The organism is Brevibacillus antibioticus, assembly GCF_005217615.1.
Lineage (GTDB): Bacteria > Bacillota > Bacilli > Brevibacillales > Brevibacillaceae > Brevibacillus > Brevibacillus antibioticus.
Genome location: NZ_SZNK01000001.1, coordinates 3970001 through 3991184 on the forward strand (window position 1 = coordinate 3970001; position 21184 = coordinate 3991184).

At 45.2% G+C, this 21184-nt stretch carries 18 protein-coding genes (1 of these 18 only partly in view); 5 read left to right on the plus strand and 13 right to left on the minus strand.

Features of this window, described 5'->3' with window-relative positions; genetic code table 11:
- Positions 1-154 carry the 3' end of a hypothetical protein gene (locus tag E8L90_RS30895; protein ID WP_244297291.1) on the plus strand. Its footprint begins 203 nt before the window's first position, so only the last 154 of its 357 coding nucleotides appear in the window; its start codon lies off the left edge, out of view; the stop codon is at positions 152-154.
- Positions 155-537: 383 nt separating this feature from the next.
- Here the strand turns inward: E8L90_RS30895 and E8L90_RS18930 are convergent, their stop codons facing one another.
- The 10 genes from E8L90_RS18930 to E8L90_RS18975 form a co-directional block, all read right to left on the minus strand.
- Complete coding sequence (locus E8L90_RS18930; protein WP_137030789.1) at positions 538-1941, minus strand: M20 family metallopeptidase; 1404 nt, start codon at positions 1939-1941, stop codon at positions 538-540.
- Between the two features lie 61 nt (positions 1942-2002).
- On the minus strand, positions 2003-3262 hold the full coding sequence (locus tag E8L90_RS18935) for an amidohydrolase (protein ID WP_137030790.1): 1260 nt from the start codon (positions 3260-3262) through the stop codon (positions 2003-2005).
- Between the two features lie 356 nt (positions 3263-3618).
- A complete protein-coding gene (locus tag E8L90_RS18940) occupies positions 3619-4830 on the minus strand; it encodes a hypothetical protein (RefSeq protein ID WP_137030791.1) in 1212 nt (403 codons plus the stop codon).
- A 66-nt stretch (positions 4831-4896) separates the two neighbouring features.
- A complete protein-coding gene (locus E8L90_RS18945; protein WP_137030792.1) occupies positions 4897-5682 on the minus strand; it encodes a C39 family peptidase in 786 nt (261 codons plus the stop codon).
- A 162-nt stretch (positions 5683-5844) separates the two neighbouring features.
- Positions 5845-6096, minus strand: a complete 252-nt coding sequence (locus tag E8L90_RS30900) for an aspartyl-phosphate phosphatase Spo0E family protein (RefSeq protein ID WP_244297293.1) — start codon at positions 6094-6096, stop codon at positions 5845-5847.
- 367 nt (positions 6097-6463) lie between these two features.
- The gene (locus tag E8L90_RS18955; protein ID WP_162309101.1) at positions 6464-7717 is read right to left on the minus strand and encodes a helix-turn-helix domain-containing protein; all 1254 of its coding nucleotides are present in this window, start codon (positions 7715-7717) and stop codon (positions 6464-6466) included.
- A gap of 259 nt (positions 7718-7976) precedes the next feature.
- On the minus strand, positions 7977-9281 hold the full coding sequence (locus E8L90_RS18960) for a hypothetical protein (RefSeq protein WP_137030794.1): 1305 nt from the start codon (positions 9279-9281) through the stop codon (positions 7977-7979).
- Between the two features lie 90 nt (positions 9282-9371).
- On the minus strand, positions 9372-10187 hold the full coding sequence (locus tag E8L90_RS18965) for an SDR family oxidoreductase (RefSeq protein WP_137030795.1): 816 nt from the start codon (positions 10185-10187) through the stop codon (positions 9372-9374).
- Positions 10188-10220: 33 nt separating this feature from the next.
- A complete protein-coding gene (locus E8L90_RS18970; protein WP_137030796.1) occupies positions 10221-10676 on the minus strand; it encodes a MarR family winged helix-turn-helix transcriptional regulator in 456 nt (151 codons plus the stop codon).
- Positions 10677-10851: 175 nt separating this feature from the next.
- Positions 10852-11418, minus strand: coding sequence for a hypothetical protein (locus tag E8L90_RS18975; protein WP_137030797.1), 567 nt, complete (start codon positions 11416-11418; stop codon positions 10852-10854).
- 188 nt (positions 11419-11606) lie between these two features.
- On the opposite strand from E8L90_RS18975, the gene E8L90_RS18980 reads away from it, so the two are divergent.
- The gene (locus E8L90_RS18980; RefSeq protein WP_137030798.1) at positions 11607-13238 is read left to right on the plus strand and encodes a peptide ABC transporter substrate-binding protein; all 1632 of its coding nucleotides are present in this window, start codon (positions 11607-11609) and stop codon (positions 13236-13238) included.
- Between the two features lie 354 nt (positions 13239-13592).
- On the opposite strand, the gene E8L90_RS18990 is transcribed toward E8L90_RS18980, so the two are convergent.
- The 3 genes from E8L90_RS18990 to E8L90_RS19005 all read right to left on the minus strand — a co-directional run bounded on the left by E8L90_RS18990 (position 13593) and on the right by E8L90_RS19005 (position 16851).
- Positions 13593-14978: an L-cystine transporter gene (locus tag E8L90_RS18990; protein WP_137030799.1), complete on the minus strand. Its 1386-nt coding sequence runs from the start codon at positions 14976-14978 to the stop codon at positions 13593-13595.
- Between the two features lie 718 nt (positions 14979-15696).
- Positions 15697-15945, minus strand: coding sequence for a GlsB/YeaQ/YmgE family stress response membrane protein (locus E8L90_RS19000; protein WP_137030801.1), 249 nt, complete (start codon positions 15943-15945; stop codon positions 15697-15699).
- A gap of 108 nt (positions 15946-16053) precedes the next feature.
- On the minus strand, positions 16054-16851 hold the full coding sequence (locus E8L90_RS19005; protein ID WP_137030802.1) for a carbon-nitrogen hydrolase family protein: 798 nt from the start codon (positions 16849-16851) through the stop codon (positions 16054-16056).
- A gap of 169 nt (positions 16852-17020) precedes the next feature.
- Here E8L90_RS19005 and E8L90_RS19010 point away from each other — a divergent pair, with 169 nt between their 5' ends.
- The 3 genes from E8L90_RS19010 (at position 17021) to E8L90_RS19020 (ending at position 20949) form a co-directional block, all read left to right on the plus strand.
- Positions 17021-18484, plus strand: coding sequence for a sensor histidine kinase (locus E8L90_RS19010; RefSeq protein WP_137030803.1), 1464 nt, complete (start codon positions 17021-17023; stop codon positions 18482-18484).
- Positions 18485-18499: 15 nt separating this feature from the next.
- A complete protein-coding gene (locus E8L90_RS19015; RefSeq protein ID WP_137030804.1) occupies positions 18500-19195 on the plus strand; it encodes a response regulator transcription factor in 696 nt (231 codons plus the stop codon).
- A 284-nt stretch (positions 19196-19479) separates the two neighbouring features.
- Entirely contained in the window at positions 19480-20949 is a 1470-nt protein-coding gene (locus E8L90_RS19020) for an S-layer homology domain-containing protein (RefSeq protein ID WP_137030805.1), read from the plus strand.
- Positions 20950-21184 lie beyond the last annotated feature (235 nt).

Below are 21184 nucleotides of genomic sequence, written 5' to 3' on the forward strand. Positions count from 1 at the left end.
TGTGAAAGCAGCAATCGATCAAGTCTTGCTCAGTTTCCAGAAACAAAATCTTATGAGATCAGTGCTTATGAAGATGTGGTTTCAAAAGGTGAGTATGATAAGTATGTTATTAGACTTGAAAAAGATTCAAAGAACTTTTTTCACTTTGCAGTAGATTCGAAAACGGGGAACCTTAGCTATACCATACAATCATTGGATGCTTCTAAAGTTCTATCAGACCGCAATGTAAAATCCGGGGTAGATAAAATCTATGCCTTACATCCTGAAACAAAATCCTATGAGATTTCAAGTGCTAATATTGTAGACAACTTTGTAAGCAAATTTAGCAGATATAACCTTACGTTTACTGATAAAGGTTCCAAACGCTTTATCACTTTTGGAATAAATGCGAAAACGGGAGAGATTATTACTACGGAGAAAAAAGAGCTCTAATCTGCTATCTTTGGAGTGGGGCTATCTAGAAAGTGGGCTTAGACTGACTTTCTAGATAGCCCCTGATCGTTCAGAAGTCGTCCGCATGTTATTTCCGTGTGTCACTTATTTTTTTAATGAAGGCATGACACCCTCTGGAATCGGGCACACATACGTTTGACCGCCTAGTCGCTGTTTCAGCTCAGCTTTTGCCTGCTCGATCAGCTCTGGGTTTTTCAGCATGTCAATAGCTGTAGAAGCCAAGACTTTCCCCGCATGCAGCATCCCTTTATGTGCCATGGATGTCGCCCCGAGGGACACCCATTGCCAGGAGTGCAGCGTGGAGCCATTCATATAGCACGCAGTTGTGCATTGCGCAGTTGGCGTAATCCAACTCACATCCCCTACATCCGTGGAGCCGTTCAGCGGGATTTTTGATCCGTCGAATGGATTGAGCCATGTCACGATGTCTGGAGCAGGCATATCCGCTGACTGTTTTTCCGAAGTAGCGAGTTCCTGCTTGGACAGTGTCGCACGCATTTCTTTTGCCAATTGCAGTTCCGCTTCATCATGCACAGGGACGCCTAGTTTCTGGAAGTTTTTGTACATGACCTCTTCGAGAAGCTTGTTTTGTACGAGGTTCAAGCACGCTTTGTCGAATACAATCTCTACCTCCGTTTCGGTCATGAGCGCAGCGCCTTGCGCAATTTTGCATACACGTTCGTAAATCTCCTGTACTTGATCAACCTTTGGCGCACGTACGAGGTAGAGCACCTCTGCTTTTGGTTGAACCACATTTGGCGACAAGCCACCGGAGTTCGTGATGGCATAGTGCACACGTGCTTCCGGGATAATGTGCTCACGCAAGTAGTTCACGCCGACATTCATCAATTCCACTGCATCCAGTGCGCTTCGACCGAGATGTGGACTTGCTGCCGCATGGGCACTCTTTCCTTTGAATTTAAAGTAGATTTGATAGTTCGCGAGTGAATCGATGGACATGATGCTGTTGTAGCCCATTGGGTGCCAGCAAAGCGCGAAGTCCACGTCGTCAAACAATCCTGCTCGCGCCATGAACGCTTTCCCGGAGCCGCCTTCTTCCCCTGGGCAGCCGTAGTAACGAACAGTCCCCGCCATGTTGTTCTCTTCCATGTACGCTTTCACTGCAACGGCTGCCGCAAGAGAAGCGGTACCGAGCAAGTTGTGTCCGCAGCCATGGCCGTTTGCGCCAGCTACGAGAGGCTCTTCTGTGGTTTGTCCTTTTTTCTGACTCATGCCCGACAGAGCGTCGAACTCTCCCAGAATCGCCACGACAGGATTGCCGCTGCCAAAACTTCCGATGAAGGCCGTTTTCATCCCACCTACACCGCGCTCAACCTTGAAGCCCTCTCCTTCGAGTGTTTGAGCCAGCAGGTCAGCCGATTGGTACTCCTCAAAACGCGTCTCCGCGAAGTCCCAAATCTGGTCGCTCACCTTGATGAAGGCATCTCGCTTTTTCTCAATCATTTCTGCAATTCGCTTGGTATGCATTCGCAAGCATCCTCTCTGCCCTCGTTGTCCACGTGCTTTTCCGCTCAGTTTCGGAACGTTTTTACGTCAGCAATCGTCTGGCAATTCGGTTCAAAAGAGCTACGCTGCGTGGCAAAATCTCTTCTTGTATATCGAACTTCGGATGGTGGTGAGATGCCGGGATATCCGTACCGATTGCCATGTACGTTCCTTTTCCGCCACGGTCCTGAACGCGTTTAATCATAAAGCTGGCATCTTCACTGCCCATCGAGTTGTACTCGCCGTGCTTAAAGGAATGGAAGCCCTCTACATGCTTGGCTTCTTCCAGGGCAAGCTCTGCCATCTCCACATCGTAGTTGATCGGGATTGCTCCTCCGATGACTTCGATTTTGTAGTCGAGCTCATGCATAGCGGCACTGTGCGCAATGATGTTTCGTACGCGATTTTCTACTTCTTCATTTACTTCTTCGGTGATGGAGCGAGTCTCCACAACCATCTTGGCATAGGCCGGAATGATATTCGCCGCTGTTCCGCCTTCTAGGACCCCCACATTGATTCTCGTATCACCAGTGCTGAAGCGAGGAATCGCATGAATGTTCAACAGGGCGGTAGCCGCTCCGAGCAATGCATTTTTCCCTTGCTCTGGCGACGCACCAGCATGTGAAGAAACACCGTAGAAATGCGCCATCATTTTCGTGGTAGCCAAAAATCCATAGGAACCGCCGTGTACCTCACCTAGCGGCACATTGACACCCAAATGGTTGCAGAAAATATAGTCAACATCGTCCAAATGGCCTTTTTCCACGATCGCGTATGCACCGCGCACGCCTTCTTCGGCTGGTTGGAAGATCAGTTTGAGCGTACCGGAAAAATCCCCTGCTGCAAGCGCTTCTGCCAATCCCAAGCCAATCGTGGTATGACCGTCGTGAGCGCAGGCATGCATGTTGCCTTCATAATGGGAGCGGAAGCCATTCGCTTGTGGAAAATGGTCTTGCTCCGTACTTTCTAAAACAGGCAGTGCGTCCATGTCAAAACGAAAAGCAACCGTTGGTCCAGGTGCCTTCCCTTTCTTCACACCGATCACTGCTGTATAGCCACCACGCATTTTTTCAACGATGGCTGGGTTCGCACCGTCACGCAAAGCTCTTTCATACGCTACCTCGAGAACCGCCTCGGAAGGCACGCCCCGCCGGGAATCTCCATCGATTGCTTCTTGTCCGTATATGACCTCATAGCCGAGGGACGTCAAAATCTCTACTACCTTGGAAGCGGTACGGAACTCCGTAAAACCCACCTCTGGATGTCTATGAAAATCTCTTCGCAACGAAACCAGATCCAACATCGTTCAATTCCTCCTGTTAACTCTGGAGCATGTCTTTTTCCATGCCCAGGTCCGATAGGCAAGCTCTAGAAATATGAGAAGACTGGCAAAATGAAACCCTTACAATATACGAATAATAAAGGACATTTTCGCTTAATTGAATTATATAGTTGCCCTTCTGTTTTTTCAACAAAAGTTGTTAGACTTCTTGGAAAATAACAAATTTTGTCCAGTTGTTTTGGAGAAGAGGAAACAGACGAAAAAGCGAAACCGTGTCTAAAGAGCTTCGCTTTTTCGCCTGTTTCCTTTACGAACTGTTCTAATTACACATATTCTCATGGGAGTGTTAAACAGGATAACTACTTATTAGGATTTATTCATTCAATAACATACATAGAAATGGTCTTTGGACTATTCTCCGAGTCATCCACTCCAAACGAAATGGCTGAATCAGATCGAAACAATTTACTTGTCATCGTTATGTTATCAGTAATTGGTTTTCGCTTTCCTGTTGACAAATCGACAACAAAAATTTGATTGACTGCGTATCGATAAAAAAGGTAATTATCTTTAATAATGGGAGTGTCGTTTGTAAGTGTGCTACTTGCACTATCAAATTTATACTTTACTTTTCCTTCTTTCAGAGATGCTACAAAAACTGAACCCTCCTCAGTCCAAACAAACCAGTCTCCATCTACTGTAAAGTCGATTACTCTGTCACGGTCTATAATATGAATCGGTTCTTTACCGTTAATTGGATAAAAGGAAATCCTATACGATTTTGTCTTTGCTCTCTTATCAAAGATAGATACATCGACAATATAGCCCTCTTTAACCGCCTTTATTGAACTAAAATAGATGCCATCCCTTTCATCTGATTCATCCAATTCTTCAGTTGATATGATACTCTCTCTATTTTTTTCGATGTCAAATGAAATTATTTTGCTTATCGTTCTTTCTCCAACTACCTCATATTCAAGCCAACATAGTTTTCCTTGTGCCATGCTTAAAATTGGAGGGTCTGTTTTCTTTCTGCTAACTCCAGATTTCATTTTATTGGTCTTCTTGTTAGAAAGATTGTATTCCCAGATTGTCCAGTGATTTTCATCCTTTTCTGATTTGTCAAACTCGACCCAGTACAATTTGTTTTTATACCCGGTGAGACTGTTCATAAATTTCTCATCAGAAGCTTGACGAATCTTGGTATATTTCTTAGTTTTTCTATCAATAAGGCCAATTGATGCTCGTGAAGCATCCTCTTTGGACACATATGACTGAAAAGCTATTATGTTGTGAGTAACATATTCAGGTGCAATGAGTTCATCTTCTAGTGTTTTCCGTTCAATATCATATTTCTTTATTGTGAGTGGCAACACTACATTTGAATTACTTTGTATTTGAGGTGCCACTTCATCAAAATTGCTGATTAATGTAGCATCCTTCTGTGGCTTATCGATTTTCTCATCTTTGATTACTTTTTTAGTCGTATGTACCTCTGGTTTTGCTTCAAGAGTCTCCTGCTGCACACTGCTACATGAAGATAACAAAATAGAAATCAGTGTCATACAAAGAAACTGCTGTTTTCTCATAAACGATTCTTCTCCTTAGCTCGAGTAAGAATCCTTGAAGCGATTGCTCCAAGGATTCTGCTGATTCTACCAGATTACTGCTTGACGAAAGTGTGCTTGATTTGCTTTCCAAACTCCATCGGCAGGATGCCATGTATTACCTAGAGTTCGACCTTTACCATTCTGGTCAAATGGGTCGGTCAATCTTAGTTCCCAATCACGCCAATCATAACCAGAAGCATTCAAGATATGTCCTTCAACAGGTTTGTTATAAATGGGCATGTACGAAGGCTTAATGTGCAGATCCATTAATACTGGATAATCAGATTCAATACCGTATTCAATCTTATCTAGAAATTTGTGTTTTTCATCAGAACTGTGAGTTTTGTAGACATACTTAGTTCGGTCTTGGTGTTTGTTTAACAGTTCATCAATTAGTGAGAAATCTGTTCCTGCTTTAGTAGTACCAAGTTCTTTGGCATATTGATCTTGAGATTTTGACTTGCCATTAATGAAATGTAAAACTTGCTTGACTGTTGCTGGACCGCAATAGTAATTGGTCTCTTGCTCAAAGGCGTCTACACCAATAGTGCCACGGTATTTTTCACCGGCCTTATTTGCCGCAATATTCGGATATTCAGATTCAGACATATTTTTGATGTCCGAGCGCTCGAATTTTTCATATTTACTTTCAATATATCTTTCCAATAATTCTTCTTTTTCTGGTATTGCTTCGATTTGTTCTTGTGTTGGTTTATCTTCAGTTATTTCAGGATTATCACCTGTACCTTGGGCAAATGCTTGTGGAATTAAAAGTACACTTGAAAGTGCAGTAGCTGCAACCAATCCAGATACAAATTTTTTGGTGAACATTCTTAACTCTCCCTTTGTATATATTTTACCTAATTTTACATTTTACTACAATTATATTACTTTCATAAATTTTGTTGTTTACTCATTTAAAAAAATCTGAGTTATATTTTATTATATATGCTATGCACCCCCTTATTTTCTATGTGTCACTTCTATAGATTCTCACCTCCTTTCATTGAATAATTTAGTACTCACAAGTTTTCTTTTTTGACATTCTACAATGTATTTATCCAGCTCTTGGCTTAAATCAATGACTATCGAATGTGATAGCCCATACTTACTAACGGCATCCTCCAATTCTTTTTTCAGATCCTCTATCATCTGATTGAGATAGCTCTCATAGGAGTTGAATCTAATGGATTGCGCCTGCTTTTTTATGTCTTCGTATACTAAATATTTTTCCAACAATTCCATTAGATTCCTCCTATTATGGTATTATTTGGATACTACCATACGTCTCATTAATCTTACGTATCTAACTTTTTCGTGAGACATTCGATTTATTTCGACAAATCGGTGTTTAATAATGGGTATTTTATTCGCTTGTCTTATGAACAAAAAAAAGAACGCTGCGCGCGTTCCAAAGTTTCAATATAATTCAATGCCCCGGATCATATTCATACTGAATAATTAGTGGTGGCTTTCGGATGTTAAATGATTTTCCTTCGACTATTGGACTAAAAATTGCAACTAAAATAACGAAAGACGAAGCAAGCAAAATCATGTTTTTTTTCAATTCCGTTCACCTCTTTGGGGATTTAATGGTTCTATACTTAATCTATCATAGCACTTCCTGCAACATGGCTATGTGCTCCCTTTTTAATTCCATAGAACTATTGCAGATGTTTTTCATGAGTTCTTTCATACAGATATTTATTTCCTCATGGGCATTTATTGTTTTATACGCTCCAATACTTTTTATGAAACTTTCAACCCCTAAATCAAAAAGGCCAGTCCTGAATCGATAAATCCCTTTAAGACGAAAATACGAACCGATAGCAGAATATTTATACGGTGTTTCAGGATTCCTAGGAAGGAATAAATCTTCTCTGCTTATTAGACCAACAATTGATTTCATATCACCAAGCTGCAAGTATATATCCAGAAGTTCGTTTTCTACATGTATTTGTGCCTGCTTACTTGTTTCATCCAAACATTTTTTTAATAATGGGATAGCCAAATCAAACTCTTTTTTTCTTGATTTTACAATAGCTCTTGTCAGTAATGATGCTTCTCCTACAAAGTCATGCTTAAATGTTTCAAATATGTCTAAATGCTTCTCAACCTCATCATAGTTAGCTGTATAAGAATAGCAATTAATCATGCTCAGATAGGCTCTTGCCTTAAGCTCAGTATCCTTCTTTTCTAGTTCAATACCCTGCTTGCAGCTTTCAATACACATTACGTATTCTTGGATATTGTGAGCATGCAGTGCAAAACGAAACAGAAAAGTTATTTTCTCCTCTATGTTCAGAAATTCTAAGTAGTGTTTCACTTCTTCACCAAGTTTAAACGTTTCTCTCAACCTATTCAGATCAGTTCGCTCTAGTAAATATCTTTGCAAAAGACTCCTCGCAAAGATTGGATGAATGCCCCTGATCCGACAATATTTGATCAGTACTTCTAATAGTACTAGTTTAAGAGGTGATTCCTTAACAGAAACGGCTAATTTATATAACCTATCCGCTAATGTCCAACTCTCCTCTCCAGGACATTCCATTATTTTCTCTGCTAATTTTCTACATAAAGACACATTGTCAAATTCAAGTTCCTCCAAGAGTAGCTCATATAGTATCTCAAAACGATCTTCAATCTTAATGTACAGTTCCATCATTTCTTCTTTTGGAATATTTAACGCAGAGAAAATGGGTATCAGTGTCTTTAGTTCAGGTCGTTTTGTTTCACCATTTTCGATTTTCCCAATTACACTTTTGGAAACACCAGACACTCGTGATAACTCTGACAATGAAGTATTACCCCTATAACGTTTAATTAGCTCCCCCAAAGTTGTTTTTCTCTCTTTGGTCGTTGCCACTAATTTAACCTCCCTAACAAACTTCCTTTTAATCCCATATATGGTATCATCGTTTTTCTTCTCGATCAACTCCTTTGGTTCTATATAAAATAATCCTGTCTAAAAAGCCCCTAACAATGCAAAAAAACTGATAGAAAAGTATTTCGTTTTTTGTCGCTTCTTTTATCCTAGGGGTCGAAGAGAAACTGAGAATGAGAATGACAAAATAAATCATTGTCTTTTCAAGAAATTAAAAACACCCAAGTACTCCTGGGTGCCCTTATATTTTCAACTTATAAAGTTTTTTCGGTCTGCCACGCACAGCCTGCTGCTCTTCCCCGTTAAACTCGGCCAAATCCACCTCGCACAAGCTTCCCATGATCCGCTGGGCATTCCGTACCGTCATCGACAAATGCGAAGCGATATCCGTCGTCGAAAACGACTTCCAGCCCATACGCTGAATCAACGCACGCAGCTTGTGATACGATTTGACGCTGACATTGGCCCGGTTCAGCTTTTCCAACAGCGCGCGATCACTGGAGCGGAACGAATAGGCGAGCTCCTCTGCTTCTCCCACCGATTCCATCATGACGCCATTATCCTGTACGACGACAATGCCTGCCCCCGGTCGTTCTTTTGCGTGCTGGATTGCTTTTCGCGCATTGTTTTCCGCTGAAAAAGCTGTGTCCCCAAAGCCTACGCCTACTGCAACCGGAACCTCTGCCTCCAAAGAGAGCTGTTCCACCGTGTGTCGTAGCATTTCAATTTCTCGTTGAATCGCACCACGCGAGCTGAAAATCTGGTAGCGTCCGTTGCCATTTGCCAGCAAAGAGCCGTCCAGCCGATCGCAGAGCGCAAGCAGAATTTGTCTGATCTTTAGCTCTAGATGCTGCAAGTAAAAACGTGTGCTGGCCCGCTCGGGAATCTTGTCAAACTGCTCTAGTTCAATGATCTCTACCCCAATTTGTGTGTCCTTGAAATAGGAGCTTTTCACCTTTTCGATGACAATTTTCATCGCTTGCCGAATCTCCATTTTGGTCATCAAGACACGATAGACTGGAATACCCTCTTCGCGCAGTGCATGTTCCACCACAGAAAACGTGGTGAACGCTCCTTGTGTCTTGCCTTCACGCCACAGTGATACATGAAACTGCGTGATCGCATCGAGGTCAAAATTCTCGTCGTACGTACTGACGTAAATCTCCTCTTCGGGTATGTCCAGCTCCGACATCGCCTCCCGCAAATGCGTTCCTTCCGAATCAATCATATCAATGGAGACACGGTTCACGGCTGTCTTTTGATCAATCGACATCTGAATGAAACAACGGTACAGATTCGAACCGTTCGGCGGGCAATACACGAGATTGGCATCCGGGCTGAGCACGTTTTTGGCGATGGTAAACGGAATCGGTCCAGAGAAGAACCATCCGTTTAATTCTGGATGATGCTCCAGGACGATTTTGCTCACGTCACGAACGTCCTCATAACGAAAAGGAACAAATTCGATCTCATGCTCAAACTCATTGGCAACTGCCAGAATCCGCTCCACCGAAGGCCGTGGTCCTACAACACCGATTCTATACATAAGGGCGTTATCTCCTACCTGGTCATGATCGACACCATTTCCTCATTCATATCATGTGCCGTTCTCTTTGTCTACTGGATGCCAAGCATACTACGCTTGCTCCATGATTTGCATAACCATTTGTTCGAGTGAAGCAGTGGGCTTGCCGATGATTCTCTCCAAATCCGTCGTCGTGCTGCTCGCATCAATCTGCATCAAGAAGCGATACAGCCAACTTTCTGCAAGAGGGTCCTCCCGATGCCTGATAGATTTGCCTGTCTGTGCCGTCAACACTTCAGCCAGCTCTGCAAAAGTCCAAGCTCGGGAAGCCGTAAGCACGTAAGTCTGATTTTCGTGCCCCTCTGTGCTGATCACAGTGGCAGCAGCCAATGACAGATCCTCGCGTGTCACTGTGTGAAAGCTCCACTTGCCAGGGGATGTAATGAGCTCTCCTGTTTCGATTGCCTGCTGAATGCCAAATGCCGCAATCACATCACTGTAAAGTCCATTCCGCAGAAACGTATACGGTATCCCTGTCGTGCGAATGGCGTGTTCGGTTGCCAAATGGAGATGCGTGAGCGAGATATTTGCTTTTTCCAAAAAGGCAAAGCTGGTATACACTATGTGAGTGATATTTGCTTTTTTCGCCGCTTCTATGACATGACTATGCTGTCGTACACGAGCGGTATCATCAGTGTGGGGGCTGGAGATAAACAAAAGCTTCGTGCCGTCCACAAAAGAGCGCTCCAGAGACAGAGGGTCATCATAATCCGCCTGTCTTACCTCGATTCCCAACTCTCTTAGCCTTGTCGTTTTGTCCAGTCGGCGCACACAGGCAATGAGGCGTTCTCTTTCCACCCTTTTCAAAAGCTGTTCGATAATCAAGCTCCCTAGCTTGCCCGTTGCTCCTGTGATGAGGATTGACATGCTTTTTCCCCCATTTCCCCTGCGCCCCAAAGTTCATCTCACACTCTTCCTTATTTTCCCTAATAAAAATAGCAGTTGATGCAGCTCCTGCTCCTCCAGTCCTTTTAACCCCTCTGCAATTACCTGGCGATTTCCGGGAAGGTGCACGAAAAGAAGCTGTTTTCCTGCTTCCGTCAGTGAGATTACGGATTTTCTGCCGTCTTCAGGATGGGAAGCCCGGTGTATCAGACCATCCTTTTCCAGTGGCGCAAGCAAAAGACTAATGTTGGCCTTCGTCACACCAATACACTCTGCCAAGCGTGAAGGCAGGATACTGTCACCATGCTTCGCGATCTCTACCAATAGTCGGATTCTTGCGCCGTTCATGCCTTTTGCATGCCAATATTTTTCTGAGAGCGCCACCAAATCTGCGGTAGCGTCTACCAAGGAAAAGAATGCCTTTGTCCGTAAAGGGGGCTGTTTTACATACGCTTCGAGATCATCTGCCATGCTCTCCCCCCTTATTTAGTTAAGCACTTAACAACCTGAAATGTAATCCATTTGTATTTTTTTGTCAATGGGCAAATTAAAAAGAACTGATGGTTATATACTCCTTATCCATCAGTTCTTTTTCTATAGAAAGTTTCCCATTACTAAGTTGAGTTCGAAGATTTATGGAATACGACTAATAGCGATTCAAGTTTTTAATGTACTTACCAGCAGCCACTTGTCCCTCGTAAACCCATCCTGGTGGAACAGGGGAGTATTTGCTTACTAATAATACGGTTCCATAAGGGGCTCCAACGACATTCATGATCGTTTTGCTATCATAATTTTCTCGCGATACAACCCATCCAGTTGGAATGGGAGAGAACTTAGTCACATTGAACTCCGTACGATAAGTTGCTCCTATTACGTATTTTATCACCCGACCAGCTACTTCATCTCGTAAAACTACCCATCCCGCTGGAACGGGAGAATATTTGCTAACTCGTAATTCCTCACCATAGGGAGCACCTGCTGTATTTTTAATGAGCTTGGACCCTAGATCTTCACGAATGACGACCCAACCTGCTGGTACAGGAGCAGATTTTCGAATCCATTCCTCATCTGAACTCCATCTGGCGGAAGCGAATGGATGTTCTTTCTGTCCATCAACACTAGGTGGTGTGTTTGCGGCTTGAATCGGAGACGTTAGCACTGAAGAAAATACGGCTACGCTTAATGCTGAAAAAACCATTTTCTTAAACATAATGATTCCCACCTTCTACCATTAACATTTACCAGAATATACCATATTTTAAAAAATGAGTAAATACAGTCAATGGCCGAAGTAAATATTTTTTATCGAGAAACTAAAAAAATTCCTTTGCTATCGAAAACGCTAGCAAATATTCTGAATATACGTTTTCTATTATTATTATTTTTAGGGGGGTATTTATGAAAAAGGGACTGGCAATCGCAACCTGTCTTACCTTGCTTTTCGGGGTACTAGCGGGGTGCTCGAACTCTTCCACACCTGCTGAACCCACTGGCTCCACTACACCTGCAGAAGCGACAAAAACAGAGCCGATGGTGTTAAATTGGAGCATCAACAACGAACCGCCATCGATGGACCCTGGGATCGCCGTCGACGCGGATTCGTTTGACATGATTTACGCTGCCTTTGAAGGTTTGACCAGCTATGACCTGAATGGTCAACTCGTCAATGCTACGGCCGAGAGCTTCACTAACTCGCCGGATTACATGAACTACACCTTCAAAATTCGCAAGGACGCCAAATGGAGCAACGGAGACCCTGTCACCGCCCATGATTTCGTTTATGCGATCAAGCGCAACCTCGATCCGAAAACAGCGTCCGAGTACGCCTATCAGCTTTACTACATTAAAGGAGGAGAGGAGTACAATACGGGGAAAGGCAAAGCAGAGGATGTAGGCGTCAAAGCTGTAGACGACTACACCGTGGAATTCAACCTGAAGTCACCGACTCCATTTTTCCGTGAGCTGACCTTCTTCCCGACCCTCTTCCCGTTGCATCAAAAAACGCTGGAAGGAAACCCGAAATGGGCGAATGAAGCGAAAACCATCGTGGGAAATGGTCCATTCATCATGGACAAGTGGGAGCATAAAAGCAGAATCGTCTTTACGAAAAACCCGAACTATTGGGATAAGAACAACGTCAAACTCGACCGAATTGAAATTGCTATGATTGAGGACAACAATACGGCGTTCTCGATGTTCGAAAACGGCGACATCGATTGGGGCGGCTATCCTGCCTCAACACTTCCGACCGACGCAATCCCTACACTCAAAGATGCGGGGAAGCTGATGGTCGCGGATAATCCGGGCACACAATCCGTTGTTTTTAATACAAACAAACCACCGTTCAACAACAAAAAAATTCGCCAAGCCTTCGCTTATGCCATCAACCGTCAGGAAATCATCGACAATATTTTGCAGACGGGTGTTCCAGCCGCCTACGGTTGGGTACCGACTTCCATGGGATTAAAACCAGATGGCTACTTTAAAGAAGACCAGGCGAAAGCAAAAGCACTGCTGGAAGAAGGTATGAAGGAGCTCGGACTCTCGACCTTCCCGACTGTCACCTACACCTTTGATACGAATGATACCAATAAAAAGCTGGCCGAAGCTCTTCAAGATCAGTGGAAAAAAGCACTCGGCGTCAACGTGAAGCTGTACACGGCGGAGCTGAAGGTGTACCGCGACATGAGATCGCAAGCGAACTTTGACATGATCCGCTTCCAATGGGGAGCAGACTTCAACGACCCGATCAACTTCCTGGAGATGTTCCGTGATAAAACGGGTGGAAACAACCACCCGGATTGGGAAAATGCCAAGTTTAAAGAGCTGATCGACAAGAGCTACAATGAGCCTGATTTGGGCGCGCGGAAAAAAATCCTGCTAGAAGCGGAAACGATTCTTATGGAGGAAATGCCGTTGGCTCCAATCAACTTCCGTGGAAGTCCTTATGTGAAAAACGACAAGGTGAAGGATTTCATCATCTTCCCGCTGGGAGGCGCGTACTTTAAGTACACCTCGGTTAATCCGTAAAGGCAAAAAATCTTATGTTTGTGCGAACATAGTGGTGGGGAAGAGAAAAACGGGCTTCCTCCGTTCGTGGCACGCCAGCGAGGAAGCGGGGATGTCCGTCTCCACTCCAAAAAGCGGTACGTCGACCAAAAGCCACCCGATGGGCGGAAGGTTCTCTATGAAGAGGTAGGTCGACAAGCGTGTACAGCTTTTTGGAGTTCCGACTGGGTAGGCGTGCCAAGGCCTTCGGTCGCTCCGTTTTTCTCTTCCTCTCCGTAACTTTTGTATTCATGAGTTTCTTGAAAACACATAATATAACAAAACAGGCTGTACCTGTCACAAGAGACGGTACAGCCTGTTTTGTTTAATTTACATTTACACAGTCAGTGTTTTTTGTTCATTTCCGTGGTAAGCATTGGTATCCAGCTCTTTTGTCACTCTGCTCGTCAAAAGTCCGGAGGTCATGCTTCCGCTTACGTTTAGCGCTGTGCGGCCCATGTCAATCAACGGCTCAACGGAGATGAGCAGACCGACAATGGCAATTGGCAAATTCATCGTGGACAAGACGAGAAGAGCTGCAAAGGTTGCTCCGCCCCCTACGCCAGCAACCCCGAAGGAGCTGAGTGCCACTACTGCGATCAGTGTCAGGATGAACGATGGTGTCAGCGGATCAATTCCTGCGACTGGTGCTACCATGATGGCCAACATGGCCGGATAGATCCCTGCGCAACCATTTTGTCCGATGGAGAGTCCAAAGGAGCCTGCGAAGTTGGCAATTCCCTCAGAAACACCCATGCTTTGTTGCGTTTTCACATTCAGCGGCAACGCGCCCGCGCTTGTACGCGAAGTGAAGGCGAACGTCAGGACAGGGAATGATTTTTTCACATAGGTGATTGGATTCAATCCTGCAAACGTCAACAGCAACAGATGAATGATAAACATGATAATCATCGCCACATACGAAGCGACAACGAACTTGCCCAGTTGCCAGATGGCATTGTAATCGCTAGTAGCTGCCACTCTGATCATGATTGCCAGTACACCATATGGCGTCAGGCGCAAGATCAAAGTAACCACACGCATAATGATCGTATGGAATGCGTCCACAATTTTCGCAAACAATTCAGCTTGCTCTGGATTTTTGCGTTTTACCCCTAAATACGCAATACCGATAATCGCAGAGAAAATCACAACGGCAATCGTAGAAGTCGCCCGATCTCCAGTCAGATCGAGGAAAGGATTCGCCGGAAGCAGTTCCAGGATTTTGGCTGGCATACTCAAGTTCTGGATATCACCCAAGCGCTGTTCCACCTGTTCGATCCGAGCGGATTCCGCATCCCCCTGCTGGAATTGTGCTCCGTCGAGATTAAAAGCCAAGGTAGTGGAAATCCCGATCGCTGCGGCGACAGCAGTCGTCCCTACCAAAAGTCCGATAATCAGCGTACTGATTTTCCCAATGTTATTGGTTAGTTTCATTTTGGTGAAAGCCGATAAAATAGAGATGAATACCAGTGGCATTACAATCATTTGAAGCAGCTTCACATAGCCTTTCCCTACAATGTTGTACCATTCGATGGTGGATTTGAGTACGTCCGATTTGGCTCCGTATACGTATTGCAAAATGAGTCCAAATAAAATCCCGAGTCCGAGACTAACAAATACCCGCTTGGAAAAAGAAATATGCTTCTTTTGCATGGCATACAATCCAGCAATGAATAAGAGCAACAAAACAATGTTTGCGATGATCAATAACGTCGACATATATTCCCCTCCCTTTCGTTTTATGTACCTCTCATTATTGTATTCGGTATAGATATAGTTATATTACCAACAATCCCTACTGGTCAAGTATGAATTGTTTTTGTATTATTCCAAACTGTCTTACATGAATAACTTTGTCCGGCTGTTGTGGTGGGGAGGAAACAGGAGAAAACGCTCAGCTTCTAGGGCCACCCCCTGTGGGTTTGACTGCCCAACTCCATGCAAAAAGCGAAACCGCGTCCAAAGTAGTCCATTCAGGATGTGTTTCAGAGGTGGACGCTTAAAGGCGTGTTTCTCTTTTTGCATTGCGTCTCGGTCGGTGTCCCTAAGATCTTCGCTGTTTTCTCCTGTTTCCTCTACTAGCTTTCAGTCTTCATCGTGTTTTAAAATCCTTAAAAGATTGAAGAATGCACATTCGTTACGCTAGAGAAGAATATTTCCAGACGTAGCGAATTGTGAAGTCCTACCGAGCGGAGAAGGGATTAGCGGGAAATAGAAACGCAACCGTGCCCACGCGACGTAGCGGCTACCACTTTTGCGTTTCCCCGCTAAGCCCTTCGCAGCGGGCAGTCTATTCCCACAGTGGGACGGAGCACTGAAGCCTAGACTGGAAATATTCTTCTCCCCACCGCAGCCACATATAAAGTGACCAAAGAAAAAAACAGGAACCGCCCCTTTGGACGATTCCTGATTCGTTAGTCGTACGAAATCTTTTCGCTTATTGCAGTTGTTTTCTTACCAAACACCACAACCAAGTAACGACGACCGCACCAATGACTCCGGCAATGACGTTGAAGCCGGCCCACATCCAAAGCCAATCACCCAGTACCAAATCGCCCAGCCAGCTACCCACAAGAGCAGCAATGAGCGAAGCCCACCAGCTTGATCCTGCCGCTTTTCCTGAACAGATCCTACTCATTGCCCACCAAACGACCACACCGACGACAGCCCATACGAACCAGAACATTCGTACACACTCCCTCTCTCATGATGGTGACGCTTACATAAGGGCCAAAATAATGACTGGATATCTGTTACCATCATATTGAACAAAAGAGAAAGTGTGCATAGGCATTTAATTGGTATACAGTTCCACTCGGCGGTTGGCTACGCTTGGCAATTTGCCCCGTACTCGTTCAATCCGACTAACATCCAGTTCTGCGATCAACAAGGTTTCTTCTTCCCCTGCACTTGCAATCACGACACCCATCGGATCGACGAACATGCTCCGTCCGGCAAAAATATTTCCGACCTGATCAGCCGCACATACAAACATCGTGTTTTCAATGGCACGCGCACGAACCAGTGTCTCCCAGTGATCTTCTTTCATCGCTCCCGCTACCCAGCCTGCTGGCACAAACAAAATATCGGCACCCTGTAGCGCAAACTGTCTCGCGATTTCCGGGAAGCGCACCTCGTAGCATACCATCAGCCCGATTTTGCCAAATTCCGTTTCTACCACTTGATACGGATTATCCCCAGGCGCGATGAAGTCCGATTCTGTGTAGGAAAAGGCATCGTACAAATGTGTCTTGCGGTATGCATGCTGCAGCTGTCCTTCACGCCCTAGAAAAACGGTCGTATTGTAGGCGCGGTTTTCATCACCCTCGATCGATTCGAACACACCGCAAACCACATAAACTCCATGCTCGGAAGCAAGCTCTGCCAAGCCGGAAACAAATGGACCATCCAGCTTTTCCGCTACCTCCGCTGGGGTTACTCCCGACTTTGGCGTGGCAGGTGCGCTGTACATTTCAGGCAAGATGACAAAATCTGCCCCTGCTGCCTTTGCTTTTGCGATGTAATCGGCTGCTTTTTGCAAATTTTGCGTCTTATCCATCGTCGCTGTCAGTTGTGCAATGGCTACTTTCATGAATATCCCCGTCCTTCCCATTCATAAAAAGCTCTCGTTTTCTTATTTGCTAGTATAACTGATTTTGTCCGAGTTCCAAGTAATTATGCTTTACCAGCTGAACGTCTTGTATATAATGGACTTGTCATCTTGCGTATGAGTTTTCACCCTATTGAAAGTAGGTGAGTCCATGTCCATCCGTATCAAGCTGCTGCTTTCTTACACAGGGATGCTAGTCATCAGCTTGCTGACGTTTTTCGTAGCCGCCAGCCTATTTACGATTGCGGCAACAGGCGATTTCAACAGCTTTCGCGATTTTTATAAAGTGCATTATCAGCTCAATCCGCTGACAGAACAAGAAGAGAATATTTTCCTCGAATTGAAATATCATGCCAAGAATGAGCCGGATCAACTGCAAAACCAGGAGCTACTTGCCGATTACGATTTCAAGCTCAAAACGGTACGAGCCGGGCTGTATGTCCGCAGAGAGAGCAATCAAGTCTTTGCCTCCCCAACTATTAATCAGCCCGAGCTGGAAAACAGCTTGCCGCCCTATGACTTGAACAACAACCAGATTCGCAATACGTTCAACATCGGTGAAAGATTTTATGCGTATGCCAAATTTGACTTCAAGTTTTCGGATGGCGCAAAAGGCAGTGTCTTTGTGATCCGCGAGCGCAGTCCATTTGGTGAGGTTATCCGCAAACTGCTGCCGATTCTCGTGTTCCTCCTCCTCGGCGTCATTGTCATTGCAAACGTCTTGTTGTACCGCTGGATTACCCGCAGCGTCGTCAAGCCGCTCGATCTACTGCGCAATTCGGCTGAGAATATCAAGGAAGGCAATCTGGACTTTGAGCTCCATCTGCAAACGAAGGACGAGATTGGACAACTGAACGAAGCGTTCGAAAACATGCGCAAACGATTGCAGGAATCAGTGCGGCTGCGCCTTGCGGACGAAGAAAGCCGCAAAGAATTGATCTCCAACATCTCGCATGATTTGCGTACGCCGATTACCAATATCAAAGGCTACATCGAGGGAATCCGCGATGGGGTAGCTGATACCCCGGAGAAAATGGACAAGTACGTTAACATTATTTATTCCAAAGCAGTAGACCTCGACATGCTCGTCGATGAGCTGTTTCTCTACTCCAAGCTCGATCTGAAACAAGTACCCTTTACGTTTGAACATGTAGATATCGTGCGGTTTTTGGATGATTGCATCGACGAACTACACTACGATCTGGAAAAGAAGGGCATCGCGATTCAGTGGAATCAACGCACAGCAGAAGGTACCCTGGTCATCGCCGATCTGGAAAAAATCAAGCGCACCGTCTTAAACATCATTGGCAACTCGCAAAAATACATGGATAAACCTGAAAAAGTCATCTGCATCTCGGTTCAAGCTGACGCTCATTGGGCCACGATTGAAATAAAAGACAACGGCATCGGTATCCCGCTAGAAGCCATTCCCCACCTGTTCGAGCGCTTTTATCGGGTGGAGCAATCCCGTAATTCTTCTACGGGCGGTAGCGGTCTGGGACTGTCCATCGCGCGCCAGATCGTCGAGGGTCACGGCGGAAAAATTTGGGTGGAGAGCAAGCAAGGCGTAGGTACCAGCGTGTTCTTTACGCTAAAACGTACCCACAAACAATAGGAGGTGCACATTCCCATGTCTTCACGTATCCTCATCATTGAAGATGAGACGACCATCGCTCAGCTGGAGCGGGATTATTTTGAACTGAACGGCTTTCAGGTCGATTTATGCCACTCTGGCAGCGAAGGCTTGCCGCTTGCCATCAATGGCGACTACAGTTTGATCATCGTTGATTTGCAGCTTCCGGGCATGGACGGCTTCGAATTGTGCAGCCAGATCAGGCAAGTCAAGGAAGTGCCGATCCTGATCGTCTCCGCCAAAAAAGAAGAGATCGATAAAATCCGTGCCTTTAATCTCGGTGCCGATGACTATATTACAAAGCCATTTAGCCCAAGCGAATTAGTAGCCAGAGCCAAAGCCCATCTGACAAGATACGAGCGTTTGACAGCCCGACAGCCTCAACCAACGAACGCAGAGATTCACATTTGCGGTCTCGTCATCGACAAAGTATCCCGACGAGTCTATGTACGCAATCAGGAAGTTATTTTCACGACAAGAGAATTCACTCTGCTTGAATTTTTAGCGACCCACCCGAATCGGGTTTTTAACAAAAATGAGCTGTTCGAACGAATCTGGGGCATGGATTCCAGCGGAGATATCGCGACTGTTACGGTGCACATTCGCAAGCTGCGGGAAAAGATCGAAGTCGATCCGTCCAATCCGCAGTACATCGAGACGGTCTGGGGTGCCGGTTACCGATTTACTGTCTAAGCGTGAATACCATGACCATCACAAAAACCTTCAGCGAAAACGAGGACGGATATTCCGCTCCACGTCAAAGCTGGAGGTTTTTTTACGTGTAAGAAAGTCAAATCCCTTTCCGCTAAAGCGCGGTCGCTCCTCCATGTCCAGGCTTCGATAGAGGTCAGTTTATCTTTTTTTAAGAACTTTTTTAGATTCTGTTAATCTCTTGTTTCTTGGCAGTTTAGGTCTCTCGACTATCCTACAGATAATCAAGCAACACCCACTCAATTGATCTAAAGGAGGACCAACTGATGAAAAAGCTTTCCAATAAAATCGCGATCATGATGCTTGCAACTATTATGGGCACAGCATCCCTTCCTTACGCTGCATTGAACGTGCAAGCAGCTTCCACTCCCCTGAGTGCTCAAGAAATTCAACAAGCCGTTACTGAACTCTCCAAGCTGAAAGTCATGCAAGGCAGTAACATTCATAATCAGGTTACGCGTGCCGAGCTGGCAAAAATGGTCGCACACACCTTTGGCTTGCAAGGCGGCAAAACAGATAAATTCGTAACGTTTACGGATGTGAAAGCAAATGACTGGTTCTATAAATACGCGGTAGATCTGGTATCCCTCGATATCATGCAAGCAAAAGATGGCCATTTTGATCCACGTGGAACCGTGACAGATGCTGAATTCGCACAAATCGTCGCAAAGGCGCTCAAGCGTGATGTGAAGTCGGTTAACTACTGGGCGGAACGCTTCTTCTCCGCTGACAGCACCGTTACTCGCGGTGAAGCGGCTTATCTGTTGAATGTGGCTCGCCAGGCAATCCCTTCTGATAAAGCGACCATCACCAGCGTACACGCCTTGAACGAAATTACATTGATTGTGACGTTCGATGCTCCGTTGACCGCAGAAAATGAAGTATTTGCCAAAGCAAAAGAAGACTTTGTCTTTAGCGATGGACTGACACTGACCAATATGCCACGTCTGAAAACAGGTTCTACCCATACCTACATCGTGCCAACCTCTGTTCAAAAGCCAGGAATCACCTACAGCCTGACATACAAAGGGAAAAAGGCGGGCACATTCGCGGGCAACGCAACCAAGATCAACATGACAGAAGTGCGCCAAGTAACAAACGATACGTTTGAAGTCGAGTCCCTGCAAGCAAACGGTGTCATCGATTATGGATATGTCATCTCCGCCTACAGCGGAGGGCGCGGTGCAAATGCATTGGTGCTGGATCAAAACAACGGTGCAAACGGCAAAACGTATCAAATCATTTCTTCCATGCAAGCAAGACAAGTGACCATTACACCAGAAGGCGGACAACCAATCGTAGCGAAATACGTGCCTTTCACACAATCAACAGACGGCAAACAAGAAATTAAATTCCGTCTGCCAGAAGGCCAAGTCCTGACTCCGGGCGTTACGTTCACCATTACCTCCGACTGGGCGAATATCGCGAATCCAACCTTCGTCGCAAAAGAAATCGCTCCGCTTGAAATCAGCGAAGCCAAAGCAGTTAGTGAAACTTCTATCACCGTTTCCCTGACAGAGGACCCGGGAGACGAGCTGTTCTCCGGACGCAGCGTAGAACTCACTAGTGCAGATGGAGAAAAACTGCTGGCGACGTACAAATATTCCAGCCGCAAAGGTACCACAGGCGTATTTGACATCCAGCAAGATGGTAAACTGAAAGCAGGTACCACATACACAGTAACACCTGTCGGCGATTGGGCTGGTAAATCTTCTGCCGAGCTGACAGTGGAGTAGTCTTTGTGAACTACCTCTTCGTGTGATGCAGGCATCCAAATCAAAAAAAGGTGTGGGCTCGCTATACTGCGTATCGGTCTTATGACGATCGCCATCTTAAGCGGCGCTAACAGATGGCGCGGATATTGACGCCACCGATAGGAAAGGCCGCACCCCTGCGGCTGATCGTGAGTAAGGCTACAAAGAAATGATGGAAATACTCACACAGGCTGGCGGAAAATAAAGAACATCTCCC

Excerpts from the sequence above, each read along its gene's own strand:
- E8L90_RS18980 (WP_137030798.1), top strand. The coding sequence starts at position 11,607 with ATGAAAAAGGGACTGGCAATCGCAACCTGTCTTACCTTGCTTTTCGGG.
- E8L90_RS18965 (WP_137030795.1), bottom strand. The coding sequence starts at position 10,187 with ATGTCAATCCTCATCACAGGAGCAACGGGCAAGCTAGGGAGCTTGATT.
- E8L90_RS18975 (WP_137030797.1), bottom strand. The coding sequence starts at position 11,418 with ATGTTTAAGAAAATGGTTTTTTCAGCATTAAGCGTAGCCGTATTTTCT.
- E8L90_RS18945 (WP_137030792.1), bottom strand. The coding sequence starts at position 5,682 with ATGTTCACCAAAAAATTTGTATCTGGATTGGTTGCAGCTACTGCACTT.
- E8L90_RS18930 (WP_137030789.1), bottom strand. The coding sequence starts at position 1,941 with ATGCATACCAAGCGAATTGCAGAAATGATTGAGAAAAAGCGAGATGCC.
- E8L90_RS19015 (WP_137030804.1), top strand. The coding sequence starts at position 18,500 with ATGTCTTCACGTATCCTCATCATTGAAGATGAGACGACCATCGCTCAG.
- E8L90_RS18970 (WP_137030796.1), bottom strand. The coding sequence starts at position 10,676 with ATGGCAGATGATCTCGAAGCGTATGTAAAACAGCCCCCTTTACGGACA.
- E8L90_RS19010 (WP_137030803.1), top strand. The coding sequence starts at position 17,021 with ATGTCCATCCGTATCAAGCTGCTGCTTTCTTACACAGGGATGCTAGTC.
- E8L90_RS19020 (WP_137030805.1), top strand. The coding sequence starts at position 19,480 with ATGAAAAAGCTTTCCAATAAAATCGCGATCATGATGCTTGCAACTATT.
- E8L90_RS18940 (WP_137030791.1), bottom strand. The coding sequence starts at position 4,830 with ATGAGAAAACAGCAGTTTCTTTGTATGACACTGATTTCTATTTTGTTA.
- E8L90_RS18935 (WP_137030790.1), bottom strand. The coding sequence starts at position 3,262 with ATGTTGGATCTGGTTTCGTTGCGAAGAGATTTTCATAGACATCCAGAG.
- E8L90_RS18960 (WP_137030794.1), bottom strand. The coding sequence starts at position 9,281 with ATGTATAGAATCGGTGTTGTAGGACCACGGCCTTCGGTGGAGCGGATT.
- E8L90_RS19000 (WP_137030801.1), bottom strand. The coding sequence starts at position 15,945 with ATGTTCTGGTTCGTATGGGCTGTCGTCGGTGTGGTCGTTTGGTGGGCA.
- E8L90_RS30900 (WP_244297293.1), bottom strand. The coding sequence starts at position 6,096 with ATGGAATTGTTGGAAAAATATTTAGTATACGAAGACATAAAAAAGCAG.
- E8L90_RS18990 (WP_137030799.1), bottom strand. The coding sequence starts at position 14,978 with ATGTCGACGTTATTGATCATCGCAAACATTGTTTTGTTGCTCTTATTC.
- E8L90_RS19005 (WP_137030802.1), bottom strand. The coding sequence starts at position 16,851 with ATGAAAGTAGCCATTGCACAACTGACAGCGACGATGGATAAGACGCAA.